This window comes from Mucilaginibacter sp. (assembly GCF_965277465.1).
In the GTDB taxonomy this organism is placed as follows: Bacteria; Bacteroidota; Bacteroidia; order Sphingobacteriales; family Sphingobacteriaceae; genus Mucilaginibacter.
Genome location: NZ_CBDICW010000001.1, coordinates 1,380,511 through 1,405,077 on the forward strand (window position 1 = coordinate 1,380,511; position 24,567 = coordinate 1,405,077).

A 24,567-nucleotide genomic window follows, 5' to 3' on the forward strand; every position below is an offset into this window, starting at 1 on the left:
TTTCTTTTTTGCTGCTAAACGGCAGCAATTTGAAATGTATAAAAACAAGCAAGGCGGCTTTGAATTTTTTACTCCCTTGCTTGGTAACAAAGGTATTTATAAGTACTCAAAATATACGTTATCCAATTCCTTGTCAACATGAAAAAACTGTACCTGTTACTGTTCTCAGCACTGCTGTTTCAAAACTTTGTTAAGGCCCAAAGCCAGGAAGTTTATTTTACATCGTACCCAACGCTTACTCCCGATGGCAAAACTGTAGTTTTTAGTTACGAAGGCGACTTGTGGAAGGTAGATTTGAGCAACCCTATAGCCGTAAGGCTTACTGCAATGCAGGGCGAAGAAACACACCCGAGGGTATCGCCCGATGGTAAATGGCTGGCTTTTTCATCAAACCAGTTTGGTAATAATGATGTGTATATAATGCCACTTGCCGGGGGCGACATTAAACAACTTACTTATAATGATGCAGGCGATGAGGTTGATTCATGGAGCTGGGATTCAAAATCTATATATTATACATCAAGCATGTATAACCAGTTCAGCGAATATAAAATAGGCATTACCGGGGGTACACCTTCAAGGCTTTTCAGCAATTATTTTAATACTATACATGGGGTGTTTGAGCATCCGCAAACAGGCGAATTGTTTTTCAGCAATACCTGGGAGAGCTATATTTTTGAGCAGCGTAAACATTATAAAGGATCGTACAACCCGGATATTCAGTCCTACAATCCTAAAACAAAAACCTATAAGCAGTATACCAACTGGATAGGTAAGGATTTTTGGGCTTCGCTTGATCAGAAAGGGAATATCTTTTTTGTATCTGACGAGAGTAACGAGGAGTATAACCTGTACACTTTTACCGATGGAAAAAAGACAGCCCTCACCCAGTTCAATACTTCCATTAAACGCCCTTTTGTAAGTGCCAACGGAGAAAAGGTGGTGTTTGAAAAGGATTACCAGCTGTATGTGTATGATGTTGCTTCCAAGCAAACACAAAAACTCAATTTCACCATCTATCGCAATGATGTATTGCCAAAGCAGCAGGAGTTTAACGTAAGCGGTAAAATTGAGGCTGTGGATGCCTCGCCGGATGGTAAGAAACTGGCCTTTGTATCGCGCGGTGAGCTTTTTGTGAGCGATGTTGAAGGCAAATTTATCCAGAAGATTGAGCGTGGCAATGCCGAGCGTGTTACCGAAGTAAAATGGCTGCCCGATAACAAATCATTAATATTTGCCCAAACGCTGGGTGGCTATTGTAACTGGTATACCATATCGGCAGAGGGTATGGGCAAGGAAAAACAACTCACCAGCGATAAACAAACCAACAGGTTGTTAACCGTTAACAAAGCGCATACACAAGGTGTTTACCTGAGTGGCCGCAACGAAGTAAGGCTCATAGATCTTAAAACCCTGATCAGTAAAACCATTGTAACCGACGAAGTTTGGGGTTTTGAAAACTCGGCGCCCTACCTGTCACCAAATGGCGAATACGTGGTATACAATGCTGTGCGCAATTTTGAGCAGGATATTTTTATTTACAGCACAAAAAATGGCAGCATATTAAACCTCACCAATAGCGGCGTTACCGAGTCTGAACCATTTTGGTCGCCCGATGAAAAGTATATTTATTTTACTTCGGCACGCACCAAGCCGCAATATCCAACAGGCCTTGGTGATGCGCATGTATACCGTATGCCATTGCAAAAGTTTGATGAGCTTTTCAGGATAGATAAATTCAAGGAGCTTTTTAAGGAAGAAAAAAAGGATAGTACCGCTATAAAAGGGAAGGATAAAAAGGCAGCAGCTAAAAAACCCTTATCAGAGCAGCCATCGCCAAAAGCACCTGCCGAAATTGTGATTAATACGGATGGTTTGATGAAGCGCCTGGAACAGGTAGGCCCTGAATTTGGCGTGCAGCATTCTCCTTACGTTATTCAAAAGGGCGATAAAACACTGGTGTATTATATCTCAAATCATGCAGAAGGTAAATCGGCCATTTACCGCACAACCTTGCAGCCTTTTGAAGATAATAAGACAGAGAAAGTTGGAGGGGATGATTTAAATGGTTTTGATATAGTTATAACCGGCGACAAATATTACGCTTTGGGAAATAACGGCAATGTTTATACCCTGAACATTGATAATAATAAATTAGAAAAAATAGACATTAGCTATAAGTTTGACCGCAATTTGGATAGCGAGTTTAAGCAGATGTTTGATGAGGCCTGGGCCGGGCTGGATGAAAATTATTACGATGGTAATTTTCATGGGGTTGACTGGAAAAAAATGCACGACCGCTATAGTACTTACCTGCCTTACCTGAATAACCGTGCCGATCTGCGCATTTTGTTAAATGATTTGCTGGGCGAGCTTAATTCTTCGCACCAGGGATTTTATTCAAATGGCAGCGAGGAAAAAAAGACTCTCAGTTATCAAACTATGGAAACCGGGATAGTTTTTGATAATGAAGACCCATACAAAGTGGTATCCGTATTAAAAAACAGTAATGCCGATAAAGCCGGTATCACCATTGAGGCTGGCGATAGACTGAAAGCTGTAAATGGCAATGTGGTAGATGAGAAACAGGATCGCAACTATTATTTTACCAAGCCATCAATTGATAAGGAAGTACAACTAACATTTAACCGTAAAGGAAAGGATGTGATCGTTAAAATTCATCCGGAAGGAAGAGGCGCTTTTGTTGATGACCTGTACGACAACTGGATTGATAACAATAAAAAGATAGTCACCGAAAAAAGTAAGAACCGTATTGCCTATGCCTATATGAAAAATATGGGTACAGGCGCATTAGAAACCTTTTTGGAGGACATGGTTGATGATGCCTATAAAAAGGATGCCCTGATCCTTGATCTGCGTTATAATACTGGCGGTAATGTGCACGATGCGGTATTGCAATTCCTGTCGCAAAAGCCTTACCTGCAATGGCAGTATCGTGGCGGACAAAAAAGTCCGCAGCCCAACTTTGCGCCTGCGGCAAAGCCTATCATATTGCTGGTAAATGAGCAAACGCTGAGCGATGGGGAAATGACTGCACAAGGCTTTAAAACCTTAGGCCTTGGTAAAATAATAGGAACAGAAACCTACCGCTGGATAATTTTCACAAGCGGCAAAGGCCTGGTTGACGGATCGTTTTACCGCCTGCCTTCGTGGGGTTGTTTTACGCTTGATGGTAAAGACATTGAAAAAAATGGTGTAAGTCCCGACATCTACGTTAAAACCAGCTTCACCGATCGTTTGGAGGGTAAAGATCCACAGTTAGACAGGGCAATTGAAGAAATTATGAAGGATTTAAAGTAGCGTACATTTATTGCATGATGCGACGTACCATTCCCGTCATTGCGATGAGGAACGAAGAAGCAATCACCAACCATTCAGATCAGCCAGGCTTGGCGGCTCTGTAAGTCAGGGATTGCTTCGCTGTCGCTCGGAAGGACGCGCAGTGAGATCCGTCAACGTCATTGCGATGAGGAACGAAGAAGCAATCACCAACTATGCAGATCAGCCAGGCTTAGCAGCTCTGTAAGTCAGTGATTGCTTTGCTGTCGCTCGCAATGACGGTTGGAAAAAAAACGTTATTACTTCTTAACCAAATATTTATCCTGTAACTGCTTTATAAACCGAAGGCCGCGTTTTAACAAACTGCCTTTACGGTTTTTAAGGAAATGCTTAATAGCCTGGTAGGCCTGCTGATCTTCCTTAATTTCTGCAGGGAACTGCTTAACCTGTTTTTTGGTTATCGGCACCTGGTACATATTTTCCTTATTGGAGTGCCTGCCCGTGCCGTCGTTACCAATGTTCTGGATCAGCGATGCTGATGGGTTTAAGGTTAAGCCGCCTTTTAAAAAGATGGAGGCATACCACCGTATGGCCCACGAATCATTTTTACCGGCTTTAAAATGTTCAATCTGTTTCCAAAAATTCATGGTGCCGTTAATAGAGAACTGGTCTATCTTTTTAGCATCGAATTGTTTGATCAGTACATCAACATCAGGTTCAAACTCTTTCCATGCCCTTGCCCAGGTTGCCCAGCCCCAGCTGGTTGCTGCGCGGAAAAAGAAGGTTTGCGGCAATTTTTTATCGGCAAGGTTATACATATAGGCACCAATGTGCATCACCTTTTCTTTGGTGGCATAGCGGGTTAGTGCTTCGTTAAAATATTGCAGCGTATGGGTTGATGATAGCAAGTCGTCTTCAAATACAATTACTTTACCATATTCATTTACTAATTGGGTAACCCCGCTAATGATGGAATTAGCAAGCCCGAGGTTTTCTTTACGGGTTATTATCTTAACCGACTTAAATCCAGTAACCTCTTTTATTAAATGCCTTACCTGCTCTACTTTGGGCTTATCATCTTCTGTTTTTGCCGCATCCGAAAATATGAACAGGCGCGATTCATCTGCCAGCAAATTTTTTTGCAGGTAATTGAGCGTACGCCGGGTATGTTCGGGGCGGTTATAAACAAATAAGGCTATTGGGGCAAGGTTTTGCATAGGTGGTTAACAGGTCAGAATATTTCAAGCTGATGATCGGCTTTTTTACATAGAACGGTATAAGCGTTGGCTAATTGCTCACTCATCTTTTTTCCTAATATTTTACTAAGACTATCCTTAGCCGTAAACTCTGCCGTTATCTTCAAATCGGTAATGATGCTTTTAGCCTTTTTCTGATTTACGTAGGTATTGAATTTGGTAACCTCCGGCGGGATGATCGATGTCAGATCGCCCTCTACTTCAAAACCCTCGGTATTCAGCAAATAGCGTAAAGCGGTAGGGGTATACATATTAATGTGCCCATAAGCCAAAAAATGCTTAATGCGGCTGTCTACTCCTGGCTTATAGTCGATGGGTACTTCAATAATGGTATGGCGTGCTACCCGTTTTATCTCGCGCAGCAAGAGGCGCTCATGTTCTACATGCTCTAATACATGCGACAGGATGATGAGGTCAAAACTGTTGTCATCAAATGGCAGTTTATAACCGTCAAATGCCTGCACGGACTTTACATCTTTTATGTTTCTTGACAGGATATGCTCTACACCGCTTTCAGAGATCTCAACGGCATAATACTCAGGCGCAAAGTTTTGTTCTGAAAGAAATTTCAGGATACTTCCGTCGCCTGCACCAACTTCTAATACTTTTTTAAAGGTGCGGCCCTTGCTCACATCAATTATATGCTGTGCCTTATATTTAGCGCCAAGCATACGCCATGCTTCATCATGGTTTTGGTAAAATTCGTCGTATGCTGTTTTAACGTTATCGCTAATGGCCGATTGCTGCATAATTGTGCTGATTATTCAAGTTTCAAATTTAGATTATTCAGCTCTTTAATGCTGATAAACTTTTATTTATTTACGATCTTAAAATAGGTTGCCTGTTAAAATCTGGGGCAAATTTCGGCAGGATTGGTAGACTTGCGGAAAATATAGCTAATAGAAAGCTCAAAGCCCCCTTGTCCGTTGGTTGCGGTATTTAAGGGCGAAGTATTGAAATCATAGCTCATGCCTATAACCAGGCTTTTTAAGTGGTAACCAACATCGGCCACTACGGCATCATTTACACGGTACATGGTGCCTAATATCAGTCCATCTTCCTCATCAATCTTTAATTCAGAATATACGCCTAATGCCCTTATCTTATTTTGCTGCTGGGTAATGTAAATAGCGTGCGGCGTAATATCAAAATAGTCAGAGGCCTTGATCTTTACCCCTGCATGCAGGTTAAACCTTACCGGTAGCTTGCTGCTTATACCTCCGGTTGCAAAAGGGTCTTTGGCATCGGTTAAATGGGCGGCACTGGCACCTGCAAAAATATTGGCGGTGTGGGTAGGGTCGCTATCGTAATAAAAAATACCTGCGCTGGCATCAAATATGGTAGCATTGGTACTGGCAAAAGTTTCAAAGCTGGGCGAGGTAGGATCGTACCCGGTTATAGGATTGTACTGGTTGCCAAATTGTAGTTTGCTGGGGTCAAAGCTGCGGTTTATTATTCCAGCCTGTACCCCAAAGTGAAGTTTCTGTGTACCATCTGCCGATATTGCTATCCCATAGCCGAATGAGCCATAAGCTGCAAAATAATTGTACCCGGCCGTTCCTGCTGCCTGGTTAATCACATTAAATCCCAGGCCAACCTTATCGCCGGATTTAAAATCAACCGATGCACCGCCGGTCTTGTAACCATTGGGGATACCCACCCATTGGTCTTTAAAGTTTGCATTGATCCGGGTATCACCATCAATAACACCTGTTAGTGCCGGGTTAAGCCATAAAGGATTGGCATAGTATTGCGAAAAGTGCGGATCTATCTGCGCCCTCACCATGCCCACCGCCCCAAACTGGAGCACCACTAATATAATCAGCTTTAATTTTTTCACCTTATTAATGTAATCGTTCCTTTTTTGGTAATCTGCTGGCCGTCGTTCATTACAGCTTCTAAATAATATACATATACACCAACAGGCTCTTTGTTGCCTTTGTAAGTGCCATCCCATCCGTTTTGCTGACCAAAGGAGGCATAAAGCAGTTCGCCCCACTGGTCGTACACATAAAACTTAAGGGTTTTAATATTTTCGCTTTGTACATATACTATATCATTCTTTCCATCGCCGTTTGGTGTAAAGGCATTCGGTACAAATATGTAATCACCCAGCGGACTTGCAGCTATACCTGTTACCGCAGTTGAGCTTCCGCTCAGCTGGCATGACGCGCTCCCTATGGCCCTTACCTGTATCGTTACGCTTTGGCGTAGCAGCAAACCGGTAACTGTATGGGTGAGTCCGTCACTGCCCGAGCTTGGATCTGTAAATGTTTGTCCGTTATCAATGCTTACCTGGTATCCGGTGGCCCCGCTTACATCATTCCATGCAAATGTTACGCTTGATACGGTAGTGCCATCAATCTTTACCACTGGTGCGGCAAGTGGCACAATGAGCTGGGCCTGCGCCGCAGCACGGCTTGCCGAAACGCAGCCTGTTGTAGTAGCAACAGCCTCGGCATAGTAAGTTGTATTGGCATTAACGGCTGGGGTGGTAAATGTACTGCCTGTAAATAAAATATTGCCCCCGGTAGCGCTGGCATACCAGTTTATAGTAACAAAAGGATCATCGCTGCTGGCCGTTAAGGTAGTGGTTGTACCCGGGCAAGTACTGTTGCCTTGTGCAGTAACTACAGGTAACGGATTTACTGTTATGTTTACTGCCGTGCGGCTTACCGAGGTACAACCCGAACCATTGGTAGCATCAACATAATAAGTTGTATTGGCTGTTAATGCAGGCGTGGTATAAGTGTTGCCGGTAAATATAGCTGTACCGCCGGTTGCTGCCGTGTACCAGTTATAAGTTAACGCCGACTGTGTATTTGACACCGCAGGCATAGCTATTGATCCCGAGCATACCTGGATAGGGTTGGTAACAAAAGCTGGTGCAGCAGGCACAGCGTTTACCGTTACTTGTACGCTGGTTAATGCGGGGCTGGTACAAATATCATTTGATGCCTCAACATAATAAGTAGTGTTGGCAGTTAAAGGATTAGTTACAAAAGTAGGGCCTGTATACACCAGGTTATTTTTAGCAGGCGAATCAAACCAATAATAAGTTAGATCGGACTGCGGCGATGCTACCGAGAGTGTTGCAGTATTACCAGAACATATAGGTACCGTTGCGGCGGCAACCACCACATTTGTAGGGCTGCTTTTTATAGTGAATTTTATAACATTACTAATTAAAGGCACGTTACAGGCGCCCGATGTTACCAAGCGGCGGAAGTAAGTAGTTATGCTGAACGCTGGCGGATCATAATCTATTCCTGTAGCGCCAGGGATGTCGGTAAAGTTAACTCCATCTGTTGAGCTTTGCCATACATAGGTGTAGGTACCTGTCCCGCCCGAAGTAAAGCCACCTGGAATAATGCCAGGGTTGACGCTTGAACAAAAATTGGTAATGAGCGGCGGCGAGATAGAGTTACTGGCCAAAGCAGGCAATATGGTAAGCTTAACCACATTACTTATTACAGGGGTAGTACATACACCGGATATTGCCGTACGGCGATAATAAGTAGTTGTTGTTATGGTTGGCGGCATATAATCAATAGCGGTGGCTCCGGCTATATCTGTAAAGTTAACACCGTCATCCGAGTTTTGCCATTGGTAGGTATAAATGCCATTGCCACCTGTAGGCGTGCTGCCCGTAATAGCCGATGGACTTCCGGTAACACAAAAAGATGATTGGGCAGGGGCCGTTATGGTATTATTGGCAACAGCCGATAAAATGGTTATGGTTACTATATTGCTTATGTTAGGCGTTGTACAAACCCCTGATATTATCGTGCGGCGATAGTAGGTAGTTACATTCAATATACCCGGATCATAATCAATAGCAGTAGCCCCGGCAATGTTTGTAAAATTTACATTATCGGCCGAGCTTTGCCATTGATAAGTATAAACGCCATTCCCGCCGGTAGGGGTACTGCCTGTAATTACAGCAGCATCGCCGCTTAAACAAAAATTAGTAATGGCAGGAGCAGTTATGGTATTATTAGCAATGGCGGGTATTACCGTAATAGTTACCACATTACTTATAGCCGGAATAATACAGCCGCCGGAAACTACCGTACGCCTGTAATAAGTGGTAGCGGTAACTGATGCCGGGGTATAATCAATAGCATTAGCGCCGGTAACATCATTAAAAGTCACATTATCGGCTGAGCTTTGCCATTGATACGTATAGGTGCCATTACCGCCGGCAGGCAAGCTGCCTGTAATGGTTGCAGGGCTGCCACTCGCACAAAATGTGGTAATAGTAGGAGCAGTAATGGTGTTGTTAGTTACCGCAGGGATTATTGAAATAGTAATAATATTACTTACCAAAGGTGTTGAGCAGCCAATGGTAGCCACGGTACGGCGATAATAAGTGGTAACATTAGCAACCGGCGGATCATAATTTATAGTGGTTACGCCTTGTATAAAAGTAAAGTTAACCCCATCCGTTGAGCTTTGCCATAAATAATTGTAGGATTGATCTCCCCCGGATGGGAAGGAACCATTAATTACACCTGCATCCCCGGTAACACAAAACTCAGTTATCGGTGGCGCTGTAATGGTGTTATTGGCAAGTGCAGGCAAAATGGTGATTTTAATTACATTGCTGTATGAAGGGGCGGGGCATGTAGTTGCTACTACCGTACGTCGGTAGTAGGTAGTTTGAGATAATAATGGAGGATCATAATCTTTAGAAATTACTCCGGTAATATCTGTAAAATTAACACCATCAGCAGATGATTGCCATTGATATACAAATGTGCCGCTGCTGGTAGGAGTGCTGCCTGTAATTACAGGCGGATCACCATTCACACAATATATTGCTGATGCAGCAGGCAACGTAATAGTGTTATTGATTATGGAAGAGTTGTTTACAGTAAAATCTTCTGTGGTGCTTGCGGTTCCGTTATAGTTTGATCCCGGAACTGCAGCTGCACCAACAAAATAAGTTGTATTTACACCGGTAAATGCATTTGTTACGGCTGTTATTCTTCTGTTTGGAGTAGTATAATCACGTGTTGGGTCAAGGTAAAGCGCTTCAACGCTGCTATTATAAGTTCCAGTAGCTACGCAATCAATAGTTACATCTAAAGTAATAACTACACTATCCCCGGCTGGGATATTAAAATCTCCCAGTAATGGCTTATTAGGAGTGCCGCTGTTTGTTAATACAGCGGGTCCGCTTGCTGCACCATAATATTGTACCGTAGCATCTTTAAATGAAAACCCTGTAGGAAGAATATGGTCAGCTTCAACACCGCCTGCATTACCACCTGTTGCATTATTGCTTATCCTTATAAAATAAGTTGCGGTGCTGCCAGGGCTTACCGGAATGCCGTAAGCTTTAGCCCGCATTGTAGTTACCAATATTGGATAGCAGGTAGCGCTATTGCCTTGTAAATACGGGGGCAAGCTTGCAATACTAATTGTTTGCTTAGTACCCGGCTGGCCGTCAGTTGCAAAATGAGGTATGCCCGCTCCACCGTTCGATTTACCTGATGCGCCTCCATTTATGTTAACATTTACAGTGCCAGATGAAATAGCGTAAAAAACATTTCCCCCCCCACCACCGCCACCCGGCCCATGTGGTTGTACTCCACTACCACCAGGGTCATTTTGAGTATTGCCACCCAGGCCGCCATTTGCATTTATAGTTAAATTGGCTGACGCATTTGGGTTTGAAACTTTTATAAAAACAGTACCGCCTGACCCACCGCCACCTGATCCATCAGGGTGTGAACCATAAACTCCCGGGGCTCCATCAGCGCCATTGGCTGATACTGTTCCTGTACCTATAATAGTTGCTGCAGTAATAATTACTATACCTCCGCCAACACCGCCTTTTACACCGGTTAGCGCATCGTTAGCATGGCCACCGCCACCGCCACCGCCCATAACCAGGGTAGTAACATCAGGTGATAAGTTTAAACCGGGCCTTCCTCCGCTTGGTAATGTACCACCAATAGGTTCATAGCCGCCTCCGCCGTTTCCTCCGGCGCCACCGTTTGCGCCACCACCGCCACCTGCGTTTGAGTCATTACCCCCTCCACCTGCATTTGCTGGTGCACCACGGCCGCCTGATCCACCTGGAAGGCCTTCTATTACATTGTCAATAGCATTATAACCATCCCACACATATCTTGGAGTTCCTGCTATACCTTCGCCTTTGCCTGATACCCGCTGGTCATCGGCAGCAGCAACATACAGATCGTTAATATTTGATACGGATGTTTTAACTAAGCTATATCCACCTCTGAATCCTCTGCCTGTAACATCAATAGTAAAACCATTAAAGTCCATATTGCCCGATACATCAAAGGCAATTATACCCCCAGCGGTACCATTGAATGGTGGGGGAGAAACATTGGAAGTTAATTTTAAGTTAGAATATTGTGGAATACGGATAACCTGAAAGGTTTTTTTTCCTGATGTGGCAGTTGGAGCGGCATTAATGTAAGAGTAAACTGTTCCGCCGCCAGTGCCCGATCCTTTAAAGGTCAGGGTACCGCCGGTAAGCGGAATATTATTTGTAGCTATTATATATTCAAATTTACCACTATTGCCTGTGCTTATGTTACCTGTTGCGCCTAAGCCATCGGGGCCAAGTGTTGAGTTGTTGCCGCCATATAAAGTACTGTTTGAAAAATTAATGGTTGCATCCTGCATTTGCATAATCAGCAATAGATCACCAGCCTTGATGGGTACTGTTCCGAAACTGTTTCCGTGAGTATCAGTAGGTGGTATAGCACCCAGGCTTATCGTATTGCCACCGGCTGCTAAGGTTAAATAACCAGACGGCGGAAAGTAGCTATTAATAGAACCATTTATATTGGTTGGCCCGTCTGCCCCTGCCGTTGCACATACTTGTGCATTTGAAGGAGGAACTGCAGGAGTAGTTCCCCCCGCGTACACTACATTAACCGTATAATTTAATGAAGCACATGGTGAGCTTAGCTTATAAGCAACCGGCGCGGTAAAACTTTGTGTAGCACCTGATGCTGGCGATAGGGTTACGCCACTGCTAACTGTAATTGATGGTTTTAAAGCGGTAACATCTGTGCCTTGTGGTACAGTAACTGTTATTTGTAATTTGGTTTGATCAATATTGGCTGGCGCAACTTGTTGAGAAACTGAAAAAGCAGTTATCTGCGAAGCAGGAGTTGGTGTGCTTTGTATATACTTGGCTATAAAACTATCTCTAACATCGCTTTGGGCTGTTAGGTTATAAGTTGAGCATTTTGATGCATCAAAATTAACCGTAGTACAAAAAGAACCAACTAACAATACATCATTATTACCATCAACAGCAAGGTTACGGCCCAAAGTATTTGAGCAGTTTGCATTACCGGCGCTAAATGCCCATTTGTAATCCCCATTACTATCATATTTTGCAAAAAATAGGTCGCGCTGCCCATGATCTGATACCGGGGCAACTGAGGTAGTTGATGGATCGAAATCAACGGTGCCAGAAAAATATCCTGAAATGTAAAGATTGTCATCCTTACTGGATACAATGCCATAATTATAAACAGTTGCAGAACTTGCACCAATATCCTTTACCCATTGATAATTACCGGATGATGAGTATTTGGCTAAAAAAATATCCTGATTACCCACTGCGTTTAAAGTTGTAGTGTTTGAATTAAATCCTAAGACTGATGAAAAAGGGGCATCCAGAAAAACATCGTTAGATGAATTAACACAAAGATAGATGTTGTTATTAGTTGCAGTACCAGATAAGGATGTTGCCCATGTTAATGCTCCGGCGGGAGAGTATTTAGCAAGAAATATACCTGCCCCATTCCCGTTTAAAGTATAACCGGAACCTAACGGATCAAAATTATCGGCCCCGCTAAAATTGCCGGATACAATAATATTACTATTACTGTCAACAGTAACTGCCCTTGTTTCAGAATCATTATTGTCTGCTAAATTGACCGCCCACAAAACATTTCCGGCCGGATCATATTTAATAATCATTCCGTTAAAACTACCTTGTGATGAATAGCTATTGGCACCTACTATAATAGTTGACTGATACTTTATCACTTCAATAACATCACCGAAAGCATCTGTTGCTACCCTATTGCCGTAATCTGTAAATGGTCCGCCTACTGACTTGCCCCATATCAGTTTACCATTAGTATCAAACTTAACAATAAAGGCATCGTTATCGCCATTGTTATTAATTATTGAGGTTGCAGCGCTGGGGTCCACATCCATAGCCGGGGAGTTGTACTGGCCTGTTATAGTGGGGTTCCCGTTAGCATCAAGGGCCATATCATTTACCTGGTCAAGGCCACTGCCACCAATACTTACAGCCCAAATAAGTGTGCCAGTTGTGGTATACTTGGCTACATAAACATCAAAATCGCCAACTGATGTTAGGTTATATGCACTTGCCGATGGGTCAAAATCAACAGTACCGCTGTATATTCCTGTTATATAAATATTATTTTGGCTATCAACTTTAACACTTGCCGGGATACTTGATCCCGGGCCAGGGCCACCTATATCATCAACCCATTTAGGAACAGAAATCTGGCAATTACCAATAAGTGGAAATAACAGAATAAAAAATGTAACAGTTAAAATTAGATTTTTAAGCTTATACATAAAAAAGCAGATCCAGGTATTTTAACATTGCATGTTTTATTAATGAGGATTAGTTTATGCACTTTAAACTAACTTTTAAAAATAATTATATTAAAGGGATTATTTATTTTTTTGATAAAAAATTATTGAAAACGGCATTGATGTCTTCAGAAATATTGAACTTATAAGCTAAAAAGCAATAGATGGATGTAACAATTACCGACCTGTAAATGGTATTTAAGTATATATTTGATATTGCCGGTAAATAAAATCCAATTAAAAAACAAATAACACTTATGCCAATAATTAACAAATGCACCTTACCAAATGGCTGTAAACCAAACTTTACTTTTACAAATAACCAGTATACAAAATTAAGCACAAGCATGGTAAGGAAATAAGAGACCGCAGCGCCCATCATTCCTATAGCAGGAATAAGTATCCAGTTAGCTACAACACAAAATACAACCGCCGATACAATGAATACAGTAGTTAAACGATAATATTTTGAGACGTTCATGATATAGCCGTTTAGCCCTCCGGTCATATCAACTAAAAAAGCAAACCCCACTATTATAAAAACATTAAAATAACCGGCATACTGTGGTTTATGCAACAGCATAACAATAAAATCTCTGTTTACAACCATACCTATAAAAAGCAGGCAACCTATCAGCATTTGTACTATTGATGTTTTATAATATATTTTACCAATTTTAGCGAGGTCATTTGTTACCCATGATTGTGCAACTATTTGCAATGAAGTGCGACTGAGGGCCTTAGCCGGTAAACTGATTACCATTGCAATACTGAAAAAAGTTCCATAAATACCTACAAAACTGAGTGACTGGGTAGTAAGCAAGCTCAGCATAATAATATCCAGATTTTGGATCATCACGAATGAGCTACCGCTTAATACAGTAAAAATACCGTAGCTAATAAATTTTTTCTTTTCGCTTAATAATTGGGGCGATACAACTGGAAGCTTAAAATGCTTTCCTTTTACTATACTGATTAGCAGTATCAATATAATGGCTACGTTAGCAGCCATATAGATCAATAAAAAATCATGGTAGTTTATAACAGCTGCCGCGATAAGCAATACGCTTACCAATGTAAATGCCCGTAGAGCTACTTCGCGTAGAAATGAAGATAATACGTTTTTAAAAACGGTAAGAGCCATACTCTCCAACACAGCAAAAGCCATGGTTAAAAACGATAATGGGATAAGGTAATAAAAGTATTTTACCAGCAATGATGCTCCCTTTTTTTCTTTATAAAAATCAATAATTGAATTTTTGAAAAGTAAAAAAAGTAATGTAAACAGTGCAAAGCTTATCAGGCTCCAAATAATTGCAAGCGTGGCAAAACCGCCATGTTGCTTATCGTCACTACGGTAATATGGGAAAAACTTAAGAATAACATTACTTATACCTAATGATGCAATTTGGGCGTAAAGAAGGGATATTGCGATCATGAGGGAGAAGAACCCAATTTCCTCAATAGTTAAAAAACGCTGAAATAAAACAATAAGGTTAAAAAAACCTAAGGCCGTACCTGCATATAATATCAGGCTGTTAAAAAATCCCTGCCTTTTTAATAGGTCCATTTTTTTGTTAGTTATTACCTATGCTTTTTTTTATAATGCTATCCAGCAATTCTATACGTAAATTAATATCATAATTATTTACCATGTGCTCATGCCCTTCCTCTCCCATTTTTATAGCAAGTTGCGGTGATTCAGCCAGACTTATCATTTTTTGCGCCATGCCATTTATGTCATACTCATCTGTTAAAAAGCCGGTTTTATTTTCAATAACGGCCTCTTTTATGCCGGAATGCCTGGTCGAAACTACAGGTAGGCCTGATGAAGATGCTTCTAAAACAGTAAGCGGCGTACCTTCCTTGTCGCCATTTTTAGCCTTTACGGAGTGTTGCACAAATGCCCGCATCTGTTTCATCAGCTTGCGGATCTCTGCAGGTTTCTGAACGCCGGTAAGGGTGATTTTATCTTCGAGACCAAGTTCGTGTATAAGACTTTTGGTTGCATCAAAAAGGGGGCCCGCACCAACCATCCATAATCGTGCATCGTTGAGTTTTTCAGTAACTATTTTAAATGCTCTGACTAATGAGAGGGGGGACTTTTTTTCAACAAACCGGCCTACAAACAGAAAGTTATTTTTTGAGGCTGAAATATCTAATAAAGGGAATGCATTTGTATCTACACCGCATGATGCATTATAAATCTTATCGGCAGGTGCGCCCATTTGTTTAAGCGTTTCGGCCATATCAGCCGATACGGCAATAAATGCACTGGCATATTTAAATGCAGACTGGTAAAGAGCGGCATAGGATGCAACTGTTTCGCGATGATAAACATCAGCACCATGAAAATGAATGATCAACGGAACTTTTGCCAGCTTGCAGGCGTCGGTTACCGAAGCGCCAACCATACCATATTCGGCAAACACAATATCAATTTTGTTATTGAGCAAATAATTTTTAAGCGCATTTGTTCTGACCCGGATGTTTTTACGCCTAAAAATTTTTTTTTGGATCAAATAGCTCAGTAAGCCAAGCTTTGATTTGATAAGTGTTTTGTCTTCACTGTCATAAACAGGAAATGCCCCGCCGTACAATACCTTTTTATGGCCTGCAAGGCGATCAATATGCGCCTGGATAAAGGTTTCGGAAAAAGCAGATTTATTAGGCTTTATAATACATAAATTGTATTCAGCGCTCATATTTATCCTAATTTTTTACGGACGTAATATTTGCGAAATATGCTTCCCAGTTTGTACTTTGCTTTATTAAATATACGATTACTGCGCTGAAGTGCTGTTACTGGTTTGTTTTTGAAAAACTCAGCTTCAAAATCATCGTTTTTTTCAGTTACGATGTGAGCGTAATCACCAACATTCCAAACGTTTTTCTTCTCGTAAAATATAACTTCGGTACCAGTATCAGCAGCTAATTTACCAATTACATCAAATGAGATATGCTCATCAACCGGCTGCATGGTTTCCGGCTTATTAACTAATGACCATATCAGGTTATGCGGTGTTGGTACTGTTAAAATAACACGCCCTTTGTTCCTTAATATTTTGGCCAGTGCCGCGTGTACATCTGGTCTGTCATTTACAGCAATATGCTCGTAAACATCCATAAATATAACCAGGTCGAACTGCTCATCAAAAGTATCAGGAGTTAATATTGATTCTTTAAAATTAAGCTTATCATCAGCAAAAAGTTTTTGCGCAATTTGTATAGATAAAGTGCTTATATCCATACCCGTAATTACTGCTTCAGGCCAGCGTTTATGCATGCGGGCGCTGATGCTACCCATGCCGCAACCAACTTCTAATATACGCTTGGGATTTAGCGGTGCAAATTGTTTAATAGTTTGCCATCCAAATTCAATACGAGGGTTAACTACTATATAATCGTTAAGCTTGTTTTTAACGTGCTCATCGTAATAAGACACAACATTGTCGCGGTTCGGATTTTCAGTCATTACAAATACAGAGAATATATTTAAAGCGATATATCAGTTACAAAGTTACTTAAATAATTATTAAAGGGGCTTTTGTGCTACAATAACATAGATAGCTCCATCGCGGTTGCGCTGTTCCTGCGAGTTTATTTTATTGAATAGGCCAATCAACCCTTGCATGACCAATGCAAACGGCGGAATTAAAAACTTAGGAAGCTTAACGCAGATGCCATCCTGAAATAGTTGAAGCCCACTTGCAGCTAAGCCCATGATCCCGAAAAATGAATTTATTTTAAAACCTTCGGCCTCAATTATTTTTCTTAAGCCGGCACTTGTCCATCTCCAGTAATCATTAGGTGTAGGGTGGTAAAACCAATATCCATGTGTACTAATGATCATTGAACCACCTGGTTTCAAAATACGCAGGGCTTCCTGTAAATATCCCGGTGGAGTATCAACGTGTTCCAACACCTGGTTAGAGAGAATTATATCACAATAATTATCGGGTAAGGTGGTTTTACTGTCAAACCCTATATGATGATCAGCCTTTGAGTTCATTTCCAGGTCAACACCAAGGTATTTGCCTGTTAAAGGTTCAATAATGCTACGATAAGGCATATCCCCACAGCCAAAATCAACTAATAGCTGATCTTTTTTTTGATCGGTAAGTTTGTTTATTTCTTTAACCGTTGCATCTCTTAGTTGCGTGAGTGAAATATAGCGGGTATGGAATATAGAGGGGTTTAACCGTGTATTACCTTTCATGCGGCGAATTTAACATTTTCTAACTGCATTGCTATTCAGATAGCTCTAAAATGATAAAAGGCATAAAATTAATTCCACTCCTTTTAATCTTTTTTAACAGAATGCTAATGAGTTAGATTGTATAATTTTTTAACTTCCGAGGCAGAAATAGCCCTGTTATAAATCCGGATATCGTCAAGAAGTCCTTGTATAAAATAACCGTTATCGGTATTGTTTGGATCATCCCGGCCTATGTAAACATTAGCACCTATACTTGCATTAGGAGCAGCTATATTTGTTGTAATATTATCCAAAATACCATCAACATAAATGGTAAGGGTTTGGTTAGTATAGCTATAAATGTTTGTAACCATATGCCATTGATTTAACGTTACAATTTTAGTGCCGAATGCATTGTTAATTGAACCGCCGCCAGGGCCAAAATGTAAAGTGCCTTCAGTTAACATACCGGGAGTGTTTATATAACCGCCAATAGAAAAAGTGTATCCGGCATCAGCTATTCCAGGGATTCTTTTACCTAATATTACTGAACCATATGACGGATTGTAATCACTCAACTTAACCCAGGCATTTTGCGTGAAATCAGTTTCATAAAGCCTTAGGTATAAATTATCTTTAACTGATATATAACTGCTCATACCATCAAATTGGAATGCTGCATTTGCGTTACCAAAACGGTCGGGTACTGACTTTGCTCCGTAAACAGTTCCATTATTTCCTAAGCCGGAGGAATCTGAGGCGCTACTCTTAGTAAACGGATAATACGCTATTAATGCAAGTTTTAAACTATCAATAGGGGCAGGTACAACCGTTACATTTGTACTAACTGTTATAGACTTAGATATGTTAGTTATTGAAATTTGAGAGGTTCCTATTTTGAGGGCTTTCATTACGCCGCTATCTGAAATAGTGATTACCGAAGGATCAGATGAGATATACTTTAATGAATCCAAATGATAGTTTGAAGGTGAAATGGTGATGGGTACATTTTTTACTTCGCCAACGTACAATTGTAATGTATCCTTTAAAAGAAGTTTTTGAAGTCTGTCATGCGGTACTATTGATTCGGTTTTCTTACAAGAACAATAGGCAACAGCAACAAGTGCAATTAACAGGAGGTGGTATTTTTTCATGATGAGGTTTAGTAAATCAGATAGATTGATTTCGGTTTAAATATCACAAGAATTTACCAGATATGCAATAAATAAAAAAGCCCCCTGTTTTAGCAGGGGGCTCAATATTATGTTTTACTAACCTTATTATTGGTTTGTAAACTTCTTAGCGTTAATCCTTCTTTCGTTTTCATTCAGGTAGATCTTACGCATACGGATGCTTTGTGGTGTTACCTCTATGTATTCGTCGGCCTGGATATACTCCATTGATTCTTCTAACGAGAATTTGATAGCTGGTGCAATACGCACGTTGGTATCGCTACCTGATGCACGCATGTTGGTTAATTGCTTGCCTTTAGTTAAGTTAATAACCAAATCGTTATCGCGGATGTGCTCGCCTAAAACCTGTCCTTCGTAAATATCAACTCCCGGATCGATGTGGAAACGACCACGATCCTGTAATTTATCAATAGCAAAAGCAGTAGTTTTACCAGTATCCATTGATACCAATACACCATTTGCCCTGCCGGGGATTGAACCTTTCCAAGGCTCATAAGCTTTAAAGCGGTGTGCCATAATAGCCTCGCCACCTGTAGCTGTTAATACGTTGTTACGTAAGCCGATAATACCACGTGCAGGTATATCAAACTCAAGGTGCTGTAAATCGCCTTTTGGCTCCATTACCAATAAATCACCTTTACGTTGTGTTACCAGTTCAATTACCTTACCGGCAACTTCTCCGGGTACGTCCACTATAAGCGTTTCAACCGGCTCACATTTAACACCATCAATTTCTTTGATGATAACCTGCGGCTGGCCTACCTGTAACTCATAACCTTCGCGACGCATGGTTTCAATCAATACTGATAAGTGAAGGATACCACGGCCATATACCAAGTATGAATCAGGAGATTCGGTTTCAACAACCTTAAGTGCAAGGTTCTTTTCCATTTCTTTGTATAAACGGTCGCGCAGGTGACGTGAAGTCACAAACTTACCTTCTTTACCAAAAAACGGCGAAGTATTGATGGTGAACAACATGTTCATGGTAGGCTCATCAATTTTTATAACTGCAAGTTGTTCTGGTTTGTCAAAATCAGCAATGGTATCACCAATGTCAAAACCTTCAATACCTACAACCGCACAAATATCGCCCGAGCTTACTTGAGTAGCACGTACTTTACCTAAGCCTTCAAACGTATATAATTCTTTTATTCTTGATTTCTGGATAGATCCATCACGTTTTACCAATGATACCGGCATGTTTTCCTTAATGGTACCACGGGCCACACGGCCAATTGCAATACGACCAACAAATGAAGAGTAATCTAATGATGTGATCTGCATTTGTAAAGTACCTTCGGCAATAGGAGCAGGAGGGATGTTAGCAAGAATAGCATCCATTAACGGAAAAATATTATCTGTAGGTACTTTCCAGTCGGTGCTCATCCAGCCTTGTTTTGAAGAACCGTAGATAACCGGGAAATCCAGTTGATCTTCAGTAGCTTCGAGGTTAAAGAACAATTCAAAAATTTGTTCATAAACCTCTTCAGGGCGGCAGTTTTCTTTATCAACCTTGTTTACAACAACAATTGGTTTTAAGCCTAAAGCCAAAGCCTTTTGTGTTACAAAGCGGGTTTGAGGCATAGCGCCTTCAAAAGCATCGCAAAGTAAAAGAACGCCATCGGCCATTTTCAATACACGCTCAACCTCACCGCCAAAGTCGGCGTGACCAGGAGTATCAATAATGTTAATCTTAACATCTTTGTACATAACCGAAACGTTTTTTGAAACGATGGTAATACCACGTTCGCGTTCAAGGTCATTATTATCCAGTATCAATTCACCGGTTGATTCGTTGTCTCTGAAAATTGAACAACTGTGTAATATTTTATCAACCAGAGTAGTCTTACCGTGGTCAACGTGAGCGATGATCGCTATGTTTCTAATTTTTTGCATTAAATGCGCCTCTTAATTTTGGCGCAAAGGTAAGGTTATTTAGTTAATTTTTAAAGCGTTTGCAAGTAAATAGTAAAATAATGATGTGGAGTTAACAAACAAAGGTTAATTAAAAGGCATAAATCTTAATAAATTGACATCTTGAAGCATAGCTGTACGTTATATAAAATACATGCACCGGTTTAATACAATCATTGTAAAAGCTGATTATGTTTAATAACCGTATATGAGTGTATGTTTAGCAAAACAATATCTTTTGTATACGTTTAATATTAATATAACGATCAGACCTTTTTTTCTCTTTTTTTTATGACGGATAAGATTTCTTCTTCCCTGTATAAATCACAGGGTAAAAAACTAACTTTACTTTTATGAACCTGCTAACGGAGCAAAAAGCCATTGATACCGCGCTGGATGATTACCGCGCACAACTTGATCTTATTCCTGATGATCTGTTTACGGTAACTCCTCCGGGTGGCGGCTGGTCTTACGCCGAAGTGTATTCGCATATTTTAAAGGCAACCTTAAAATCGTGCATTGCCATGGAGCGTTGCACCCATAGTAATTGTGAGCCAACAAAAAAAGGACTATCATTTTGGGGATACTATACGATGCTAATGGGGAGCTTTCCGCCGCTAAAAATAAAAGAACCTCCAAAGGTTGCTGAAAAAATGCCTGCCGAGAAAATAAGTAAAGAAGAAGCTAAGAATCAGCTTATTAAATGCCGTAAGCGGATAGATGAGATTGCCCTGCTGGTTTATAATTCATCAGACGAAGCGCGTATCAAGCACCCGCGGTTGGGTGTGCTTAATGCCAGGCAGTGGTTAAAGTTTATCCGTATCCATTTGCAGCACCATATCAATCAGTTACACCGTGTTGAAAATAAATTTCGCGCTGTGTGAAACCTTTTACATTTAACAAAGTCTTAACACTATAATAATCTGATTCACGGATATTTGTAAAAATTTGTAGACGATGCATTTTGAGTTTGCTTATATGGTTGTGGTGGGCTTACTGTTTTTAGTAGGTGTTTTTTACCTCAGCCCATTTGAACTAAAAGTTAATGACGACGACGAAGAAGATTAATCGTTGCTTGTATAATTCTCTTACATTTTGCCGGTACAACTTACCGGATGGAACAATATCCCCCCAATTTTAATGGCAAAACGCGAAGTAGATATTGTGGTAATATCCGATGTGCATTTAGGCACCTACGGCTGCCACGCCAAAGAACTGCTCAAATACCTCAAGAGCATAAAACCCAAGATGCTTATTTTAAACGGCGATATTATTGATATATGGCAGTTTAGTAAATCGTACTGGCCCGAGGCCCACATGAAGGTGGTGCGCCGTATCCTGAAGTTTGTTACCGAAGGTGTGCCTGTTTATTACCTTACAGGCAACCACGACGAAATGCTGCGCAAGTTTGCCGATTTTGATCTGGGGTCGTTCCAGCTGCTTAACAAAATAGTGTTGAATATTGATGGTAAAAAAGCATGGATCTTCCATGGTGATGTGTTTGATGTTACCATGCAGCACTCTAAATGGCTGGCTAAATTAGGCGCCGTTGGTTATGATACACTGATATTGATCAACAGCCTAACCAATTGGTTCCTTACTGCTTTGGGCAGGCAAAAAATGAGCTTTTCGCAAAAGGTAAAAGCCCGCTTTAAGGAAGCCGTTAAATTTATTAACCAGTTTGAGCAAACGGCCGCTGATCTTGCTGTTGATAAAAACTATCAGTACGTAATTTGCGGGCATATTCACCATGCCGAGATAAGGGAGGTTGAATCAACCGATAAAACAGGTTCTGTATTGTACCTTAACTCAGGCGATTGGGTGGAGAGCCTTACCGCGCTTGAATATCACAATGGCGACTGGACCATTTTTAAGTACGAGCCCGAAAACTTTAACAGCGATACTGACGAGGACGATAAAACAGATATTGAAGACCTGGATGCCAAAATGGATATAAAAGTTTTGTTTGAAAGATTTAAACAGGAACAGGATTGATTTTAAACAAGTCCGTCTATATTTGTTAACTCAACCAAATGAAAATACTTTACGCAATACAGGGAACAGGGAACGGCCATATAAGTCGTGCCCGCGAAATTGTACCCCTGCTGCAAAAGTATGGCGAGGTTGATCTGCTGGTAAGCGGTACCGAGGCCGAGGTTAGCCTGGCACAGCCGCTTAAATATAAATTTCATGGGTTTAGCTTTGTTTTTGGCACCAATGGCGGGGTTGATAACTGGGCAACGCTAAAATTAATGAACCTGCCCCGGCTGTTTAAAGATATACGCAGCCTGCCATTAAAACAATACGACCTTATTATAAATGATTTTGAACCGGTTAGCGCCTGGGCCTGCAAACTGCAAAAAATACCATCAGTATCATTGAGCCACCAATGCTCTTTTGTATCGCCAAATACGCCGCGCCCTGTAAAATGGAGTTATGCCGAGTGGCTGCTTAAATATTATTCGCCCACTACGTACCATATTGGTTTCCACTTTGAGCGTTATGATGATTTTATCCATACCCCGGTCATCCGAAGCGAGATTCGCAATTTAACCACATCAAACCTGGGGCACTATACCGTTTATTTGCCTGCTTATGATGATAAGCTGCTTACCCGGCATCTTAATAAAACAAAAGATGTGCAGTGGCAGATTTTTTCAAAACGCCAGAAAACGCATTACCGCGAAGGCAATGTGGAGATCTTCCCGGTAAATAACGAAGCGTTTAATAAAAGCCTTGCCAGTTGCGAGGGCCTGCTTACAGGCGGCGGCTTTGAGGGCCCTGCCGAAGCATTGTATCTGCAAAAAAAGGTATTAATGATACCTATGAAAGGGCAGTACGAGCAGCAATGCAATGCCTTGGCTGCCTCGCGGATGGGTGTACCTGTAATTCACGAAATTGATGACCAGTTTGTTTTCCACATCAATAACTGGCTGAGCGATGATAAAAAAATACGGGTAAACTTCCCCGATGAAACAGCGCAAATCATAGATAATATGATAAAACGCTTTGTAAAGCCTTAAGCCGCTTTAATCATAATTAGTTTTGTGCTAATTTCGCACTCGCAAACAAAGGCTTAATGATCAATTTCTTCAAGGCGCTTAATCCACTTAGTATTTTATGGCTTGCAATATTATTGTTTGTACTGCGCATAGGCTATTTGCATAGTGCCCCGGCTCAAATAGAGTTTGCTTTTGCGCGTCCATTTAACCGTTTGCTGCTGCCGGTATCGTACCAGTACGCTATGCGGGCATCTGTTAATGTGTTTTTTGCGGCAGTGCTTATATTTATACAGGCCTTGCTGCTAAATCACCTGGTAAATCATTATAACTTGTTGGGCAAGCCTACGTTTTTACCGGGTTTAATGTACATCACAGTGTCGGGCTTGTTTACCCCTTTCCTTATTTTGAGCCCGCCTTTACTTTGTAACTTTTTGGTAATATGGATACTGTTTAAGTTGTTCAGTTTTTACAAAAGCAATGATGTAAAGTCGACAGCATTTGATTTGGGGATGATAGTAGCCGCAGGCACTATTTTATATTTGCCATTTATTTACCTGTTTTTAGTGGTATGGGTAGGTTTACTGATCTTCAGGCCGTTTAACTGGCGCGAGATTTTGGCCGGTGTTATTGGCTTTGCCACCCTGTTTTTCTTTTTGGCAGTATATTACTATTTAAATAACAGCCTCGGGCAGTTTTACAATATCTGGCTCCCGCTGGGCACCAAGTTTCCTGATAGTATCAGTATTCATTACACCAGTTACCTGATATTAATTCCGGTTATTGTAATTTTGGTGCTTTGCGTGGTTAAGCTGCAGCAAAACTTTTTTAAAAGCTATGTGCAGGTGCGCAAATCGTTCCAGTTATTGTTTGTTATTTTTCTGATAGCGGCTTTATCATTTTATGTAAATACGCCGTTTAATATTGATCATTTTTTATTGTGCACCATCCCGGCGGCTGTGTTTTTTTCATACTATTTTTTATATGCCAGCCGTAAATGGTTTTACGAAACACTGTATTTATTGCTGTTAATCAGCATAGTTTATTTTCAGTTTAACACTTTTTAACTT

The 24,567-nt window shown here is 41.0% G+C and carries 15 protein-coding genes; 5 read left to right on the plus strand and 10 right to left on the minus strand.

Annotated elements, in window-relative coordinates; genetic code table 11:
• Positions 1 to 138: 138 nt before the first annotated feature.
• The gene (locus tag ACQY4U_RS06350; protein ID WP_428328554.1) at positions 139 to 3,321 is read left to right on the plus strand and encodes a S41 family peptidase; all 3,183 of its coding nucleotides are present in this window, start codon (positions 139 to 141) and stop codon (positions 3,319 to 3,321) included.
• Positions 3,322 to 3,599: 278 nt separating this feature from the next.
• On the opposite strand, the gene ACQY4U_RS06355 is transcribed toward ACQY4U_RS06350, so the two are convergent.
• From ACQY4U_RS06355 to typA, 10 genes are all read right to left on the minus strand, one after another.
• Entirely contained in the window at positions 3,600 to 4,517 is a 918-nt protein-coding gene (locus tag ACQY4U_RS06355) for a sugar transferase (RefSeq protein WP_428328555.1), read from the minus strand.
• Between the two features lie 14 nt (positions 4,518 to 4,531).
• Entirely contained in the window at positions 4,532 to 5,305 is a 774-nt protein-coding gene (locus ACQY4U_RS06360; protein ID WP_428328556.1) for a class I SAM-dependent methyltransferase, read from the minus strand.
• A 95-nt stretch (positions 5,306 to 5,400) separates the two neighbouring features.
• Positions 5,401 to 6,396, minus strand: coding sequence for a PorP/SprF family type IX secretion system membrane protein (locus ACQY4U_RS06365; protein ID WP_428328557.1), 996 nt, complete (start codon positions 6,394 to 6,396; stop codon positions 5,401 to 5,403).
• Positions 6,393 to 13,172 (minus strand): gliding motility-associated C-terminal domain-containing protein, encoded by a 6,780-nt coding sequence (locus ACQY4U_RS06370; protein ID WP_428328558.1) that lies wholly within the window; start codon positions 13,170 to 13,172, stop codon positions 6,393 to 6,395. Before ACQY4U_RS06370 ends, ACQY4U_RS06365 begins: the two co-directional genes overlap by 4 nt.
• Positions 13,173 to 13,275: 103 nt before the next feature.
• Entirely contained in the window at positions 13,276 to 14,760 is a 1,485-nt protein-coding gene (locus ACQY4U_RS06375) for a lipopolysaccharide biosynthesis protein (RefSeq protein WP_428328559.1), read from the minus strand.
• 7 nt (positions 14,761 to 14,767) lie between these two features.
• On the minus strand, positions 14,768 to 15,895 hold the full coding sequence (locus tag ACQY4U_RS06380; protein ID WP_428328560.1) for a glycosyltransferase family 4 protein: 1,128 nt from the start codon (positions 15,893 to 15,895) through the stop codon (positions 14,768 to 14,770).
• A gap of 2 nt (positions 15,896 to 15,897) precedes the next feature.
• Entirely contained in the window at positions 15,898 to 16,665 is a 768-nt protein-coding gene (locus ACQY4U_RS06385; protein WP_428328561.1) for a class I SAM-dependent methyltransferase, read from the minus strand.
• 60 nt (positions 16,666 to 16,725) lie between these two features.
• Positions 16,726 to 17,409 (minus strand): class I SAM-dependent methyltransferase, encoded by a 684-nt coding sequence (locus tag ACQY4U_RS06390; RefSeq protein ID WP_428328562.1) that lies wholly within the window; start codon positions 17,407 to 17,409, stop codon positions 16,726 to 16,728.
• Positions 17,410 to 17,513: 104 nt separating this feature from the next.
• A complete protein-coding gene (locus ACQY4U_RS06395; RefSeq protein WP_428328563.1) occupies positions 17,514 to 18,542 on the minus strand; it encodes a LamG domain-containing protein in 1,029 nt (342 codons plus the stop codon).
• A gap of 126 nt (positions 18,543 to 18,668) precedes the next feature.
• Positions 18,669 to 20,480 carry a translational GTPase TypA gene (gene typA, locus ACQY4U_RS06400; protein ID WP_428328564.1) on the minus strand — a complete coding sequence of 604 codons (1,812 nt, stop codon included), beginning with the start codon at positions 20,478 to 20,480 and terminating at the stop codon, positions 18,669 to 18,671.
• A 371-nt stretch (positions 20,481 to 20,851) separates the two neighbouring features.
• On the opposite strand from typA, the gene ACQY4U_RS06405 reads away from it, so the two are divergent.
• From ACQY4U_RS06405 to ACQY4U_RS06420, 4 genes are all read left to right on the plus strand, one after another.
• Positions 20,852 to 21,382, plus strand: a complete 531-nt coding sequence (locus tag ACQY4U_RS06405; RefSeq protein WP_428328565.1) for a DinB family protein — start codon at positions 20,852 to 20,854, stop codon at positions 21,380 to 21,382.
• 256 nt (positions 21,383 to 21,638) lie between these two features.
• The gene (locus tag ACQY4U_RS06410; protein WP_428328566.1) at positions 21,639 to 22,493 is read left to right on the plus strand and encodes a UDP-2,3-diacylglucosamine diphosphatase; all 855 of its coding nucleotides are present in this window, start codon (positions 21,639 to 21,641) and stop codon (positions 22,491 to 22,493) included.
• 38 nt (positions 22,494 to 22,531) lie between these two features.
• The gene (locus tag ACQY4U_RS06415) at positions 22,532 to 23,521 is read left to right on the plus strand and encodes a glycosyltransferase family protein (RefSeq protein WP_428328567.1); all 990 of its coding nucleotides are present in this window, start codon (positions 22,532 to 22,534) and stop codon (positions 23,519 to 23,521) included.
• A 56-nt stretch (positions 23,522 to 23,577) separates the two neighbouring features.
• On the plus strand, positions 23,578 to 24,564 hold the full coding sequence (locus tag ACQY4U_RS06420) for a DUF6427 family protein (protein ID WP_428328568.1): 987 nt from the start codon (positions 23,578 to 23,580) through the stop codon (positions 24,562 to 24,564).
• The last annotated feature ends 3 nt before the right edge of the window (positions 24,565 to 24,567 follow it).

Coding starts and splice junctions, on each gene's coding strand:
- ACQY4U_RS06360 (WP_428328556.1), bottom strand. CDS start 5,305: ATGCAGCAATCGGCCATTAGCGATAACGTTAAAACAGCATACGACGAA.
- ACQY4U_RS06370 (WP_428328558.1), bottom strand. CDS start 13,172: ATGTATAAGCTTAAAAATCTAATTTTAACTGTTACATTTTTTATTCTG.
- typA (WP_428328564.1), bottom strand. CDS start 20,480: ATGCAAAAAATTAGAAACATAGCGATCATCGCTCACGTTGACCACGGT.
- ACQY4U_RS06390 (WP_428328562.1), bottom strand. CDS start 17,409: ATGAAAGGTAATACACGGTTAAACCCCTCTATATTCCATACCCGCTAT.
- ACQY4U_RS06395 (WP_428328563.1), bottom strand. CDS start 18,542: ATGAAAAAATACCACCTCCTGTTAATTGCACTTGTTGCTGTTGCCTAT.
- ACQY4U_RS06415 (WP_428328567.1), top strand. CDS start 22,532: ATGAAAATACTTTACGCAATACAGGGAACAGGGAACGGCCATATAAGT.
- ACQY4U_RS06410 (WP_428328566.1), top strand. CDS start 21,639: ATGGCAAAACGCGAAGTAGATATTGTGGTAATATCCGATGTGCATTTA.
- ACQY4U_RS06355 (WP_428328555.1), bottom strand. CDS start 4,517: ATGCAAAACCTTGCCCCAATAGCCTTATTTGTTTATAACCGCCCCGAA.
- ACQY4U_RS06350 (WP_428328554.1), top strand. CDS start 139: ATGAAAAAACTGTACCTGTTACTGTTCTCAGCACTGCTGTTTCAAAAC.
- ACQY4U_RS06420 (WP_428328568.1), top strand. CDS start 23,578: ATGATCAATTTCTTCAAGGCGCTTAATCCACTTAGTATTTTATGGCTT.
- ACQY4U_RS06385 (WP_428328561.1), bottom strand. CDS start 16,665: ATGACTGAAAATCCGAACCGCGACAATGTTGTGTCTTATTACGATGAG.
- ACQY4U_RS06375 (WP_428328559.1), bottom strand. CDS start 14,760: ATGGACCTATTAAAAAGGCAGGGATTTTTTAACAGCCTGATATTATAT.
- ACQY4U_RS06405 (WP_428328565.1), top strand. CDS start 20,852: ATGAACCTGCTAACGGAGCAAAAAGCCATTGATACCGCGCTGGATGAT.
- ACQY4U_RS06380 (WP_428328560.1), bottom strand. CDS start 15,895: ATGAGCGCTGAATACAATTTATGTATTATAAAGCCTAATAAATCTGCT.